This window comes from Burkholderia sp. Bp9090 (assembly GCF_003857985.1).
Taxonomy (GTDB): domain Bacteria; phylum Pseudomonadota; class Gammaproteobacteria; order Burkholderiales; family Burkholderiaceae; genus Burkholderia.
The window spans coordinates 49,673-64,187 of the sequence record NZ_QTPV01000019.1; the positions used below are offsets into that span (position 1 = coordinate 49,673).

A 14,515-nucleotide genomic window follows, 5' to 3' on the forward strand; every position below is an offset into this window, starting at 1 on the left:
TCTCGATTCGGCAGTCGGCCCGCGTGCGTTTCACGTCATCCGCCTCATCGGGCCCACAACGCAATCACGCCGATATCCATGCCCTTCATGTAACTTATAAGCTACAATGCTCTCCAAGTTCGAACTGCTTCGCTATCAGCGCGCCGACGGTCGCGAGCCTTTCACCGAATGGTTGAACGCCGTGCGCGACAAAGTCGCCCAGGCGCGGATTCGCGAGCGGCTGCGTCGCGTGCAGACCGGAAATTTCGGCGATTGCGAGCCCGTCGGTGAAGGTGTGATCGAACTGCGCATCCACGTCGGTGCCGGCTATCGCGTGTACTTCGGCCGGTACGGCAGTGCGCTGGTGCTGCTGTTGTACGGCAGCGACAAGCACAGCCAGTCCGACGACATCAGGCATGCGAAGGAACACTGGCTGGACTGGAAACGGAGGCAAGCATGAACAAGCTCAAAGGCGCGGTATCGCACCACGACGCGGAAGTCGCCGAACTCGGCGCGGACCGCGAGCTCGCGGTGGCCTATTTGCGCGTCGCGATGGAATCGCTCGACGACCCCGACAACCGCGCGGCCGCGCTGCTCGCGCTGCGCACGGTCGCGGAAGCGTATGGCGGGCTCGGCGCGGTCGCGGCCGACGCCGGCATCAGCCGCGAATCGCTGTATCGCACGCTGTCGCCCAACGGCAACCCGACGCTGAAAACCCTGCTCGCGGTGCTCAAGACGGTCGGCCTGCGCCTGTCCGTCGTCCCCGCGCAACCGTCGCACGCATAACGCGGCGCACGCGCTTCAAGGCTGCACCATCCACACGAGCAACACCGCGGCCGGCGCCCCACTCGTCCCCGCCGGCGGCCGCGCGAGCGTCGGCTCGACCTGCAGCGCCTGCGCGATCGTCGCCGCATCGTCGATCGTCGTCGTGCGCACGACCGTCATCAGCCCCGCGGGCCGATGCAGCGTCTCGCGATACAGCGCGCCGTACCACAGCGGCCGCGTGCCGAGCGCATCCTGCAGCGCGTACGGATAACGCCACAGCCGCAGCACGAGGCGGCTGTCCGGACGGGCCGGATCGACACGCACGAACACGCGGCGCGTACTCTCGCCGTGCGTATAGCGCGGCAGCACGGGCAGCGCATCGGCCGGCCCCTGCGGCAGCAGCCAACGCAGCGCGGCGGCGGCCGACCACGGCGTCGCGCGCTGCCAGCCGGCCAGCGAAAGATGGCGATCGAGCGTGTCCGACGTCGCGCACCATTGCAACGGCAGATATTCCTCGCGATCGCCGCCGATCTCGGTGCGCCGCGTCGGCACGCGCGGCCACCCGCCGCGCATCCATTGATCGACGGTCATCGCGACGACGTCGCCCACGTGCGGACGCGCGGCGCGATCGAGTTGCCATTGCGCGGGCACGGTCCAGACGCCGGCCGTCGCGAGCACGACGAGCACCGCGACGAGCGCGCCCCGCGGCTGCACATGCTCGCGCACCTGCCAGTACGCATAGGCGCCCGCCAGCACCGCGAACCACGCGAGCCCGAGGCTCCAGCCGCCGAGCAGACCCGACAGCCACGTATCGCCGACGTACAGCCGCGCGAAGCCGCCCAGCACGATCCACAACACGACCGCCGTCACGACCGGAATGCGCCACAGCGCCGGCCGGTCGCGTGTGATCACCCAGCCGATGCCGCTGCTCGCGAGCATCGCGAACGCCGCGTCGGCGTCGGGCAGCGGCACGTGCAGCGCGCCGGGCGGCAGGCTCGCGGGCGTCACGCCGGGCACGCCGGTGCCGAACGCCGGCACGAGCACGACCGCGATGCCGACCGTCGCAAGCCACCACGCGGACGTCACCCAGCAGCGATGGATCATCAGCCAGACCAGGAACGCGGCCGCGACGATCAGCCCCGTATCGTGTCCGTGCAGCACCGCGAGCGCGCGCATTGCGGCATCCACCGGCGGCGTGCGCAGGTCCTGCAGGAACGCATACACCGTGATGTCGGCGTGCATCAGCGGATCGTTCGCGACGACGTCCTGCACGATGCCGGCAAACAGCCACACGCAGCCGACGAACAGCAGCGCGAACACGGGCACCACGCCCGGCAGGCGGCGCCCCTTCTCGATCGCGTCGTGCAGCCAGCCGCCGACGCGCGGCCAGCGGCGCGCGCATGCATGCACGGCCGCGCCGGCCGCGCGGCGCAGCAACGGCCAGCCGCGCCGCAGCGCGACGCGCACGCCGATCCACACGAGCGCGACCAGCGCGGCGATCACGAGCAGGATCGCGGCGACCCGCACGCTGATCGCGGCGGCCAGCACCGCCGACGCGCCGAACAGGATGCCCGGCACGATGTGCACGGGCGCCCAGATCAGCGCCGACACGACATTGACCGGGTAGAACGACCGGCGCGGCAGCGTCGCGCAGCCGACCACGACCGGCACGACCGCGCGCACCGGCGCCAGGAAACGCGCGAGCACGATGCTCTTCGTCCCGTGGCGCAGCACGAACTGCTCGCCGCGCGCATAGGCATCCGCATAGCCCAGCCGGACCCACCCGTTTCGAATCGCGCCGCGGTAGCGGCGTCCGAGTTCGTAGCTGATCCCGTCGCCGAGGATCGCGCCGGCGGCCGCGACGCCGATCGCCGTCCAGCCGTCGAGCGCGCCCGCGCCGATCAGCGTGCCGGCCGCGAACATCACGGCACCGGCCGGCACGACCGTGCCGATCAGCGCGATCGCCTCGGCACAGGCGGCGGCGAACACGATCGCCAGCACGAGCGCCGGATGCGCGCCGATCGCACCGAGCCATGCGTGGATGGTGTCGCTCATCGCAGGCCGCGCGGCGTGGCGGCGCGGCGTGTCTGCACCGGGCCGGCGGTGGCGTGGGGAAGGTTCATCGGCGTGTGCGCGCGGTCGCGCCGGCGGGCGGCGTCAGTCGAACTCGTGCTGGCGCGCGTCGGCCTCGAGCGGCGCGTCGTGGTAGCCGACGGTCGCGATCTCGTGCAGATAGCGCGCGAGAAACGCGCCGATCGACCCGGCTTCCTCGTACTGATGCACATGGCGGAATTCGTGCGTGAGCAGGCGTCGCGTGTCGTGGCCGCGCAGCACGAACACCGCATGGCCGAGCGTGAGGCCGATCGTCCCCGGCGACAACAGGCCGGTGTCGCGCGCGATCGCGCCCAGCGCCGGCGTGTCCGGGAACGGCAGCCGGTCGGCGACCACGACGCGGATCCGCTCCGGCCGGGCGACGCCCACGGTGCGCGCGTCGTCGGCCTGCGCGGGCGTCAGCGGCACGCCCTGCGCGAGCCCGTGGGCCGCCTGCGCGTCAGCCCACGCGACGGCGTCGGGCAACGCGGACGGCAGGATGTCGGCGAGATCGATCATCGTGGCGGCTCCTCGGGTCGGGACGGTGCAATCGGGCACCAGTTTATCTCTGAATCAGGGCGGTCCGCGACGCATGCCGCCCGCCCGACGGCGACAATTCCTCGGGAATACCCGCCCCATCTGGCCCTATCGCCTGTACCATTTCACGCCGATTATTTCGCTTCAAGACAGATTCGACACTCTCGTATCTCAAAAATTTCCCGCAGGTGCACCATTTTTGGTTTCGGCGGAATATATTGGTCAGAAGAACGGCCGCGGCGGCTACCGGCGGAGCAGCCCGCGGCATCATCCCGAAGAGGACCGCTAGATGATCAGGGTAATGCTGGCTGACGATCACGCAGTCATGCGGGACGGACTGCGTCACATCCTGGAAACGGCCGGCGGTTTCGAAATCGTCGGCGAGGCGAGCGACGGCGCGGCCACGCTCGCGCTGGCCGAGCGTCGCGCCGCCGACGTGCTGCTGCTCGACCTGTCGATGCCCGCGCCGACCGGTATCGAGCTGATCCGGCTGGTCAGGACGCATGCGCCGTCGCTGCGCATGCTGGTGCTGACGATGCATGCGGAGGCGCAGTACGCGGCGCGCACGTTCAAGGCCGGCGCAACCGGCTACCTGACGAAGGACAGCGCGACCGCCGAACTCGTCGAGGCCGTCATCAAGGTCGCGGCGGGCGGCGTGTACGTGAGCCGGTCGGCAGCCGAGAGCCTCGCGCGCACGCTGCGCACGCCGGCCGACATGCTGCCGCACGAGCGGCTGTCCGCGCGCGAACTCGACGTGATGCGCCGCATCGTCGCGGGCCAGACGGTCACGCGGATCGCGGCGGAACTCACGCTGAGCGCGAAGACGGTCAGCACCTACAAGACCCGCATCCTCGAGAAGATGGAGCTGCCGCACGAAGCCGCGCTGGTGCGCTACGCGATGCGCCACGATCTCGACCTCGGCGTCGACGACGCATGATGCCCGCGTTCCGCGTCCGCTCCGCCGCCCCCGACGACGACGACGCGTCGGATCCGTCGCGCCTGTTCATGTCGTCGCTGCCGCCCGACCGGCGCGAGCGGCGGCTCGCGATCGCGACGGTGATCGTGTCGGCCGCGATCTTCGCCGCCCTCGCGCCGTTCGCGGGCGTGCCGCTCGCGCGCGTGTTGGGCTTCATTCCCGTGTACCAGTCGGCGATCGTGATCAACGACATGGTGACGGCCGGCCTGCTGCTCGGCCAGTACGCGATCCTGCGCGAGAAATCGCTGCTCGCGCTCGCGGGCGGCTACCTGTTCACGGGCTTCATGGCCGGCACGCACATGCTGACCTTTCCGGGGCTGTTCTCGCCGACGGGCCTGCTCGGCGCGGGCGAACAGACCACCGCGTGGCTTTATCTGTTCTGGCACGGCGGCTTTCCGCTGACGGTCATCGCGTACGTGCTGCTGCGCGCGGCGGCGCGCGCGCGACCGCCGTCGCTCGAGCAGCGTCGCGCGGCGATTCCGATCCTGCTTTGCATCGCGTCGGCCGCGGGCGCGACCGTCGCGCTCGCGCTGCTCGCGACCGCCGGCCACGACCTGCTGCCGCGCATCATGCAGGGCAACCGGATGGCGTCGACGATGACGCACGCGATCACGATCGTCTGGGCACTGAACCTCGCCGCGCTCGTGTTGATGTGGCGACTGCGGCGTCGTCATTCGGTGCTCGATCTGTGGGTGATGATCGTGCTCGTCGCCTGGCTGTTCGACATCGCGCTGTCGGCGATGCTGAACCACGGTCGCTTCGACCTGGGCTTCTACGCCGGGCGGACCTACGGCCTCGTCGCATCGTGCGTCGTGCTGTTCGCGCTGCTGTTCGAGAACGGCCGGCTGCATGCGCAGACGGTGCGCGCGCTGGCCGGCGCGCGCTATCAGCACCTGCTCGTCGTGCAGAAGAGCGCGCAGCTCAACGAGGCGAACGAACGGCTCGAGCAGCGCGTCGCGGCGCGCACCGCGCAGTTGAGCGCGTCGAACCGCGACCTGCGGCGCGAAGTCGAGGAGCGCGTGCGCGCGGAGCGGGCGCTGCAGGCGTCGCGCGAGGAGCTGCGGGAGATCGCGGCGATCAGTGCGACCGCACGCGAGGCCGAACAGCGCCGCATCGCGCGCGAACTGCACGACGAACTCGCGCAGACGCTCGCGGCGCTGAAGAACGATCTCGAATGGCTGCTCGACCGCGTGCCGCAGGACGACGCGCCGCTGGCGCGCAAGATCGCGGCGATGCATGCGCTCGCGCGCGGCGCGGTGACGGCCACGCGGCGCATCGCGTCCGACCTGCGTCCGCTGATGCTCGACGACCTCGGGTTCGCGGCCGCGATGCAATGGCTCGTGGAGGATTTCCAGCACCGTCACGGCATCGCGTGCGCGCTGCACGTCGAGCCGGGCGAATTGCTGCTCGACGAACCGTATGCGACGGCCGTGTTCCGTATCGCGCAGGAAGCGCTCGCGAACGTCGCGCGGCACGCGGCCGCGTCGAGCGCGACCGTGGCGCTCGTCTACCGTGACGAGACGATCGCGCTGACGATTCGCGACGACGGTGCGGGCTTCGATCCCGGTGCGCCGCGCAAGTCGGGATCGTTCGGGCTGGTCGGCCTGCGCGAGCGCGCGTATCTCGTCGGCGGCACGCTGCGGATCGATACGACGCTCGGCGAAGGAACGACGGTGGAAGTGGATATTCCGGTGGGGTCGGCGCATGTGGCGATTGCGCATGACGGACGGGGGACGTCACGGACGGAAGAGGTAAGGGCGAAGCAGTAGCGGCGTTGTGCTGCCATGGGGGGCAGTGGTAGTCCTCTTCCCGCTGATGCCGAACGGTGAGGATCGTGACTTGTTCGACCGTTGGCCCGATCGGCAGCAGGGACTGCGCGATACCGCAGCCCCCGGCCGCCGCCGCCCATCACACCCGCGCCGCCACCATCCCCCTCTCCGAGCGCGTCCACGCGACGAGCGCGCCGATCCCGAGCAGCGCGAGGCACACGATCGGCACGATCATCGGCCCGAACGCCGTGCCCGTCACCTTGCCCGCGAACGGCATCAGGTTCTGGCTGAAGAAGCCGCCGAGGTTGCCGATCGAGTTGATCGCCGCGACGCTCGCCGCCGCACGCGCGCCGGTGAAGTAGCGCGGCGGCATCGACCAGAAGCACGGATACAGCAGCGGGATGCACGCCCCGCCCAGCACGAGCGCGACGAAGCGCAGCGGCGTCGACGGCAGCACGAGGCTCAGCAGGAAGCCGAGCGCGCCGAGCGCCGCGACGATCGCGATCGTGCGCAGGATGCTCTTCGCGCGGCGCAGCTTCGACGGCAGCCACACCAGCAGCACCACCGCGAGCGCCCACGGCAGCATGCTCAGCAAACCGTTCGTACTGCTCGACACACCGAACGATTTCACGAGCGTCGGCAGCCAGTACGTGACGCCGTACAGCGACGTCGACATCAGCATGTAGGTCGCCGCGAACAGCATCACGCGCGGATCGAGCAGCGCCTTCCACGGCTGCGCATGCTCGGCCTGCGCCGGCTTCTCGCGCTCCAGCGCGGCTGCGACGATCTGCTTCTCGCGTTCGTCGAGGAACGGCGCCTCGCGGAACGACGCCGGCAGCACGCGGAACACGACGATCGCGACGATCACGGCCGGGATGCCCGTCGCCACGAACACCCACTGCCAGCCCGCGAGCCCCCACACGCCGTTCAGGCTCAGCAGCACGCCGCCGACCAGCGAGCCGAGCATGTTCGCGAGCGCGCTGCCGAGCGTGAAGATGCCGAGCACCTTCGCGCGATAGCTCTGCGGGAACCACAGCGTCAGGTAATAGATCACGCCCGGATAGAAGCCGGCCTCGGCAATCCCGAGCAGGAAGCGCAGCGAACAGAACGCGGGCATCGACGTCGTGAAGCCCATCAGCACGGTGATGAGGCCCCACGTTAGCATGATCCGCGCGAGCCACACGCGTGCGCCGTAGCGATGCAGCGCGAGCGTGCTCGGCACCTCGAACAGCAGGTAGCCGATGAAGAACAGCGACGACGCGAGACCGAACGCGGCCTCGGTCATCCCGAGGCTGTGCACCATCTGCAGTTTCGCGAAGCCGACGTTCTGCCGGTCGATGAACGCGATCAGGAACATCACGACGAGGATGGGCATCAGGCGCCGCGCCATCTTCGACATGATGCGCTGCTCTTCGGCGGACGCGGGGTCCAGGGTTTCGGTGGCATTCACTGCGGGCTCCTCCGTGAAGCGGTTGCTTGTCGGTTGAATCGGCGCCGCGCGCGACGAACGCGCGGGCGCGGTGGGGTTCGATGAAATCGGGATCCGGAAACGGATGGCCGCCGTCGTCAGCCGGTCCGGTAGTCGTCGAGCATCGGCGCGAACATCTCGTGCCACGCGCGCGGCTTCGCCTTGATCGTGCCGGCGAGATACAGGAATTCGACGTAGTCCATCAGCTGATTCGGCCGCACCGAGAAACGCGTGTCAGGCGCGGCGAGCATCTGCATCACATCGTCGTGCGACACGGCGACGCCCGACGACGCCGCATACAGCGCGGCCGCCGCGCGCGGGTCCTGCGCGATCAGGCGGTTCGCTTCGTCGAGCGCGCCGAGAAACGCCGCGGCCAGCGCGGGCTCCGTATCGACGAGCCGCTTCGGCGCGAACACGACGTCGAGCGTCAGCGGGCCGAGCACGTCGACCGAATTCACGACACGATGAATGCCCGGCTGCCGCAATTCGAGGGTCGAGAACGGCGGCGACGTGAAGTGCGCGGTGACGCCGTTCTCGCGGCGGATCAGCGCCTGCATCGCCTGCGGATGCGGCAGGTTCACGGTGATCGAGTCGAGCTGCGCGAAATGCCGCGCGCCGAGCTGCCGGCTCGCGACCATCTGCAGCACGACCGCCGACAGCGACGTGCGGATGCCCGGCACCGCGATCCGGTCGGACGGCGTGAAGTCGCGCAGCGACGTCAGGCCCGGACGGTTCGCATTGAGCGACAGCGAGGTCGTGGACAATCCGCTGATGCCGATCACCTCGACGTTCGGAATCCCGCGCGCCCGCGCCCACAGCTCGATGAAGCCCGGCGCGCCGGCACCCGCGAAATCGAGCGTGCCGGCCATCATCGCGTCGTTGACGGAATTGCCGCCGTCGAGCAGCACCCAGTCGACCGCGACGTCGCGCAGGCCGTGCCGCGCCGCATGCCGCTCGAACAGGCGCTGCTTCTCCATCACGAGCAGCGGCAGGTACAACACGCCATAGCCTTTCGAGATCCGCACCGTGCGTGGCTTCGCGCGCACCAGCGACGGTGCGGCAAGCATGCCGAGGCCGGCGGCGAGCAACGCGCGGCGGCGCGGCGACGTCTTCATGCGCATGCCTCCATGCGGCGCGCGACCAGCCGCAACGCGGCAGCCGGCGTCAGGCTACGCCGTGCATCCGGCCGCGCCTTCGTCGTGCCCGTGACATGCTGCATGTTGCCGTCTCCTCTGGTATTAATGCCGTCGTCGCTTGCTCCGGCTGAACACAGGTTATCGAGCGAGTCTGAGAAAATACTGACATCCCGCCCCCGGGAAAACCCCTAACCCCTCACCCTGCAAACGGCACCATGCGCATTCTCGTCGTGGAGGACGATGCCGAAATCGGCGCGGCGATCCGCAGCCGCCTCGCGCGGCTCGGCCATGCCGTCGATCTCGAAACCGACGGCTCGACCGCGAACGGCCTGCTGCGCGTCGAGCGCTTCGACCTCGTCGTGCTCGATGCGAACCTGCCCGGCCTCGACGGCTTCGCGGTGCTGCGCAACCTGCGCGCGTCGGGCAGCACGACGCCGGTGCTGCTCGTCACCGCGCGCTCGGCGATCGACGACCGCGTGAGCGGCCTCGGCCTCGGCGCCGACGACTATCTCGTGAAGCCGTTCGACTACCGCGAGCTCGATGCGCGCGTGCAGGCGCTGCTGCGCCGCAACAGCGGCCATGCGAACGACGTGCTGACGCTCGGCGGCCTCGTGATCGACCGCAGCAGCCGGCTTGCCGAACTCGACGGCCAGCCGCTGTCGCTGTCGCGCCAGGAATTCGCGCTGCTGGAGATCCTCGCGAGCCGTCCGCAGCGGATCTTCTCGAAGGACGAACTGCTGAACCAGCTGTTCAGCTTCGGCAACGAGCCGACCGCGAACGCGGTCGAGCAATACGTGACGCGCGTGCGCAGGAAGCTGCAGGGCAGCTCGGTCGAGATCCGCACCGCGCGCGGGATGGGGTATCAGATTGCCGCGCACTGACTGGTTCCCGAAGACGCTGTTCGGGCGCACGCTGCTGTTCATCGCGCTCGTCGTCGCGACCGGCGCGCTCGCGCTGGCCGCGATCGCGCGCTACTACGCGGGCGTCGCGGCCGAGCGCGCGTACGACCAGCTGCTCGCCGGCGCGTCGATCCAGGTCGCGGAGAACCTGTATGTGCAAGGCGGCGTGCTCGCGCTGAACCCGCCCGTCGCCGCGCTGTCGACGCTGTCGCGCTACGACCTCGTCTACTACAAGGTGGTCGATTCGCGCGGCGTCGTCGTGGCCGGCTACAACGATCTCGCGAGCCCCGCAACGCTCGCGGCCGCGAAACAGGGCCCGTCGTTCGCGAACGCCGTCTACCAGGGTCACCGGATCCGCACCGCGACCATCGCGCGCTACATGCCGGAAGAAAGCACGCCGGGCTGGGCGCTCGTGACGGTCGCGCAGACAACCAATGCGCGGCAACAGCTGACGAACGACATGAGCATCAAGGTGTGGACGCTGATCCTGCTGATGAGCGTGCTCGCGATCGGCGCGAGCGGCCTCGCGATCCGGCGCGGGCTGCGCCCGCTCGCACAGATCGGCGCGATCATCGCCGCGCGCGACCCGGCCGACCTGCGGCCGGTGGCCGTCGACACGCCGAGCGAGATCGACGCGATCATCGGGTCGATCAACGGGCTGATGCGGCGGCTCGCCGAGCGGATCAACGCGATGCAGCGCTTCATCGCCGACGCCGCGCACCAGATGCGCACGCCGCTCGCGCGGCTCGACGCGCAGATCGAACTGCTCGACGGCGAAGCCGATCCCGCGCGTCATGCGGCGCGGCTCGATGCGTTGCGCGCGACCTGCTCGGATGTCGGGCGTCTCACCGGGCAGTTGCTCAATCATGCGATGGTGATTCATCGAACCGAGGTCGTGCCGCTGCAGCCCGTCGATCTCGTCGCGCTCGCGAAGGACGTGCTCGGCCGCACGATTCCGCTCGCGGACGCGCGCGACGTGGCCGTCGCGTTCGCGAGCGACGCGCCGCATGCGTGGATCGACGGCGATGCAATCAGTCTGCAGGAGGCATTGTCGAACGTGCTGCACAACGCGCTGCTGCACGGGCATGCGGACGATATCGTCGTGTCGGTCGCCACCGCGGGCAACGCGGATCGGTCGGTGACGCTGACCGTCACCGACAACGGGCGCGGCATTCCGCGCGAGCATTGGGACGCGGCATTGCAGCCGTTCGTGCGGATCGCACCGGACGGCAGCGAACGCCGCACCGGGTCGGGGCTCGGGCTCGCGATCGTGCAGGAAGTGATGAAGGCGCACGGCGGGCGCGTCGGGTTCGCGTTTCCCGATGCGGGCGGGTTCGCGGTGGTGCTGACGTTTCCGCGGCCGGCAACGGCGCACGCCGGTCACGCATGAATCGGCGGAACGCGGCGCCCCTTCCATCGACTACGCCGCGACCGCCTCCCCGCCGAGATACGCATCGCGCACGCGTTCGTCGTCGAGCAGCGTTTTCGCGGGCCCTTCGAGCACGACGCGCCCCGTCTGCAGCACGTATCCGTAATGCGCGATCTCCAGCGCGAGGCTCGCGTTCTGCTCGACCATGAACACCGTCACGCCCTGCCGGTTGATCGTGTCGATCAGTTCCAGCACCTTGTCGACGTAGAGCGGCGACAACCCCATCGTCGGCTCGTCCATGCAGATCAGCTTCGGACGCGCCATCAGCGCGCGCGCCATCGCGAGCATCTGCTGCTCGCCGCCCGACAGCGTGCCCGCGCGCTGCGCGAGCCGCTCGCGCACGCGCGGAAACAGTTCGAGCACGCGCGCGTAGTCGTCGGCCACCGCCGTACGATCGCCGCGCGTATAGGCGCCCATCAGCAGGTTCTCGCGCACGCTCATGTCGCCGAACAGCCGCCGCGCCTCGGGCACGGCCGCGATCCCGCGCCGCACGCGCTGCGGCGTCGCGAGCGCGGTCACGTCGTCGCCGTCGAAACGCACGACGCCGCGACGCGGCCGCATCAGCCCGAGAATCAGCTTCATCGTCGTGGACTTGCCGCTCGCGTTGCCGCCGAGCAGGCTGACGATCTGCCCGCGGCCGACTTCGACGTTCACGTCGAAATGCACCTGCACCGGGCCGTAGAACGTGTCGAGGTGTTCGAGTTTCAGCAGCGCGTCGGTCATGGTCGTGTCGGGTCCGGAAGAAGGTGCGCTCATGCGGCCGCCTGCACGGTGCGCTCGGCGGCCGTGCCGCCTGCATGGCGGCGACCGAGATAAGCCTCGATCACGCGCGGATCGTGCCGCACGTCGCGTGGCGCGCCTTCGGCGATCTTCACGCCGTTGTCGAGCACCATCACGCGGTCGGACACGCGCATCACGAGTTCGAGCTTGTGCTCGATCAGCAGGATCGTCAGGCCGCGCGTCTTCAGCGACTGGATCAGTTGCAGCATCTCGGCGGTCTCGGTCTCGTTCATCCCGGCGGTCGGCTCGTCGAGCAGCAGCAGGCGCGGATGCAGCGCGAGCGCGCGGCCGATCTCCACGCGCCGCCGGTTCGCATACGACAGGCTGTGCGCCGGATGATCGATGCGCGGCGCGAGCCGCTCGCCGAACCCGGCGATGATGTCGCGCGCCTCGTCGCGCAGCGCCGCTTCCTCGCGCCGCACCGACGCGGGCCGCACGAGCGCGCGCCACACCTCGGCCGCCGCGCCGAGCGCCGGCCAGCCCGGCCGCGCCGCGCGCAACCGCGCGTGCGCGCCGATCAGCACGTTGTCGAGCACGCTCAGGTTGCCGAACACGCGGCCGTGCTGGAACGTGCGCGCGATGCCGAGCGCCGCGAGCCGTTCCGGCGGCGTGCCGGTGATGTCGCGGCCGTCGAACGTCACGCGGCCGGCATCGGGGCGGTCCGCGCCCGCGATCAGGTTGAACAGCGTCGACTTGCCCGCGCCGTTCGGGCCGATCACGCTCAGCAGCTCGCCGTCGGCGAGCGTCAGGCTTGCCGCGTCGAGCGCGGTCACGCCGTCGAAGCGGCGCGTCAAACCCCGTACGTCGAGCAAGGGTCGAGTGGTGGTCATCGCATTCCTCCTCACACCGTGCCGAGCAGGCCCTGCGGCCGGAACCGGACGAGCAGCAGCAGCACGAGGCCGTAGATCAGCATCCGGTAGTCGGCCGCCCAGCGGAACAGCTCGGGCAGCCCGATCAGCGCGATCGCGCCGACGACGCCGCCGAGCACGTTGCCGAGCCCGCCGAGGATCACCATCGTCAGCGCGAGGATCGACACCTGCGAATCGAAGGTCTGGTGATTGATGTAGCTGTACAGGTGCGCGGCGATGCCGCCGCTCACGCCGGCCGCGACGCCGCCGACCGCGAACGCGATCGCCTTGTAGCGGTTCGGCGCGATGCCGTGCGCGCGCGCGGCGACGTCGTCCTCGCGCACCGCGCGCAGCGTGCGGCCGAGATGCGAGCGCAGCAGCCGCACCTGCACGAGCGCGAACGCGACGAGCACCGCGAGCGTGAACCAGTACGCGGCGCGCGCGGTCGTCGCCCACGGCAGCGGCGCGATGCCGGTGATGCCGAGCGGGCCGCGCGTGAGACCGTCCCAGTTCAGGATCACGAGGCTCACCACTTCGCCGATCCCGAGAGTCGCGATCGATACGTAGTGCCCGCGCAGCCGGAACGCCGGATAGACGAGCAGCGTGCCGAGCACGGCGGTGATCGCGCCCGCGCACGGAACCGTCACGGCCGGCGACCAGCCGAGATCCGACGACAGCAGCGCCGACGCATACGCGCCGATCACGAGCAGCGCGGCGTGGCCGAGCGAGATCTGCCCGACCGTGCCCGCGACGAGCGTGAGGCTCAGCGCGAGCAGCCCGTACAGCCACGCGTTGGTCAGCGTCTGCAGCACATAAGGCGATGCACCGAACCACGGCAGCACGGCCGCCGCCACGATCAGCACGACGAGCACCGGGCGCGGCACGCGCACGGCTTTCGCGGCCGCGAGGAAGGTGCCCGTCATCGGCTCCGGCGGCAGCGCGCGCTTCCCGCTGAACAGGCCGTTCGGCCGCCACACGAGGAACACGATCAGCAGCCCGAACGCGAACAGGTCGCGATAGCTGGTGCCGAACAGCGCGACGCCGTAGCTTTCGACGAGGCCGAGCAGCAGGCTGCCGCCGATCGCGCCGGGCACGTTGCCGAGCCCGCCGATCAGCAGCGCGACCACGCCCTTCAGCGTCGCCTGGAAGCCCATCGCCGGATCGATGCTGTTGTAGTACATGCCGACCAGCAGCCCGCTGACACCGCCGAGCGCGCACGCGATCGCGAACACCGTCTGGTTCACGCGATCGACGTCCACGCCCATCTGCAGCGCCGCGTCGCGATCCTGCGCGGTCGCGCGCACGGCCCAGCCGAGCCGCGTGAAGCGCAGGAAGCCGTACAGCAGCGCGGCCGCCGCGAGGCCGATGCCGGCGATCAGCAGGTCGAGCGCACCGAGCGTCGCGCCGGCGATGCGCAGGTGCCAGTCGGGCAGCGGCGTCGGCACCGCACGCGGGTCCGCGCCGAACGCGAGTTGCGCGAGCTGGTCGAGGATGAAGCTGATGCCGATCGTCGCGAGCAGCGGCGCGATGCGCGCGGCGTGGCGCAACGGCCGCAGCCCGACCCGCTCGATCGCGATGCCGAGCGCGCCGCAGCCGACGACGACCGCCGCGAGCGCGGCCGGCAGCGGCAAGCCGAAGCGCGTCAGGCACAGCCAGCCGATGAAGGCGCCGCCCATGTAGACCGAGCCGTGCGCGAAGTTGATCAGGTGCGACACGCCGAAGATCAGCGCGAGCCCCACCGCGAGCAGCGCGTAGATGTTGCCGACGATGAGGCCGTTGAGCGTGTAGTCGAGCCAGGAAGCCATCACGATGCGTCCGTCATTTGCATGCGGTTCCGG

Annotated in this window: 13 protein-coding genes; 6 read left to right on the top strand and 7 right to left on the bottom strand. The window is 70.1% G+C overall.

The features are described from left to right. Positions 1–106: 106 nt before the first annotated feature. Positions 107–439, top strand: a complete 333-nt coding sequence (locus tag DIE16_RS18800; RefSeq protein ID WP_124893124.1) for a type II toxin-antitoxin system RelE/ParE family toxin — start codon at positions 107–109, stop codon at positions 437–439. Next, on the top strand, positions 436–765 hold the full coding sequence (locus DIE16_RS18805; RefSeq protein WP_044845371.1) for an addiction module antidote protein: 330 nt from the start codon (positions 436–438) through the stop codon (positions 763–765). The genes DIE16_RS18800 and DIE16_RS18805 overlap by 4 nt, the downstream gene beginning before the upstream one ends. A gap of 15 nt (positions 766–780) precedes the next feature. Here DIE16_RS18805 and DIE16_RS18810 read toward each other — a convergent pair whose 3' ends face one another. After that, positions 781–2,799 (bottom strand): LssY C-terminal domain-containing protein, encoded by a 2,019-nt coding sequence (locus tag DIE16_RS18810; protein WP_124893126.1) that lies wholly within the window; start codon positions 2,797–2,799, stop codon positions 781–783. A 102-nt stretch (positions 2,800–2,901) separates the two neighbouring features. Continuing rightward, a complete protein-coding gene (locus tag DIE16_RS18815) occupies positions 2,902–3,354 on the bottom strand; it encodes a hypothetical protein (RefSeq protein WP_044845373.1) in 453 nt (150 codons plus the stop codon). 307 nt (positions 3,355–3,661) lie between these two features. Here DIE16_RS18815 and DIE16_RS18820 point away from each other — a divergent pair, with 307 nt between their 5' ends. Together DIE16_RS18820 and DIE16_RS18825 are read left to right on the top strand one after the other, a co-directional pair. Then, positions 3,662–4,309, top strand: a complete 648-nt coding sequence (locus DIE16_RS18820) for a response regulator transcription factor (protein ID WP_124487681.1) — start codon at positions 3,662–3,664, stop codon at positions 4,307–4,309. Beyond that, positions 4,306–6,117 (top strand): sensor histidine kinase, encoded by a 1,812-nt coding sequence (locus DIE16_RS18825; RefSeq protein WP_185735481.1) that lies wholly within the window; start codon positions 4,306–4,308, stop codon positions 6,115–6,117. Before DIE16_RS18820 ends, DIE16_RS18825 begins: the two co-directional genes overlap by 4 nt. A gap of 139 nt (positions 6,118–6,256) precedes the next feature. On the opposite strand, the gene DIE16_RS18830 is transcribed toward DIE16_RS18825, so the two are convergent. Then, positions 6,257–7,567, bottom strand: coding sequence for an MFS transporter (locus DIE16_RS18830; RefSeq protein WP_044845376.1), 1,311 nt, complete (start codon positions 7,565–7,567; stop codon positions 6,257–6,259). A gap of 116 nt (positions 7,568–7,683) precedes the next feature. Further along, positions 7,684–8,700, bottom strand: coding sequence for an ABC transporter substrate-binding protein (locus DIE16_RS18835; protein ID WP_044845401.1), 1,017 nt, complete (start codon positions 8,698–8,700; stop codon positions 7,684–7,686). A gap of 236 nt (positions 8,701–8,936) precedes the next feature. On the opposite strand from DIE16_RS18835, the gene DIE16_RS18840 reads away from it, so the two are divergent. Both DIE16_RS18840 and DIE16_RS18845 read left to right on the top strand, forming a co-directional pair. Next, entirely contained in the window at positions 8,937–9,602 is a 666-nt protein-coding gene (locus DIE16_RS18840) for a response regulator transcription factor (protein ID WP_124521995.1), read from the top strand. Continuing rightward, positions 9,589–11,010, top strand: a complete 1,422-nt coding sequence (locus DIE16_RS18845) for a sensor histidine kinase (RefSeq protein WP_124487686.1) — start codon at positions 9,589–9,591, stop codon at positions 11,008–11,010. Before DIE16_RS18840 ends, DIE16_RS18845 begins: the two co-directional genes overlap by 14 nt. Positions 11,011–11,040: 30 nt before the next feature. On the opposite strand, the gene DIE16_RS18850 is transcribed toward DIE16_RS18845, so the two are convergent. The 3 genes from DIE16_RS18850 to DIE16_RS18860 are packed head-to-tail and all read right to left on the bottom strand — an operon-like array spanning position 11,041 to position 14,482. Further along, positions 11,041–11,805, bottom strand: a complete 765-nt coding sequence (locus DIE16_RS18850) for an ABC transporter ATP-binding protein (protein WP_044845379.1) — start codon at positions 11,803–11,805, stop codon at positions 11,041–11,043. Further along, positions 11,802–12,659, bottom strand: a complete 858-nt coding sequence (locus DIE16_RS18855) for an ABC transporter ATP-binding protein (protein WP_124893128.1) — start codon at positions 12,657–12,659, stop codon at positions 11,802–11,804. The genes DIE16_RS18850 and DIE16_RS18855 overlap by 4 nt, the downstream gene beginning before the upstream one ends. An 11-nt stretch (positions 12,660–12,670) precedes the next feature. Further along, entirely contained in the window at positions 12,671–14,482 is a 1,812-nt protein-coding gene (locus DIE16_RS18860) for an ABC transporter permease (RefSeq protein WP_124893178.1), read from the bottom strand. Positions 14,483–14,515: the final 33 nt, after the last annotated feature.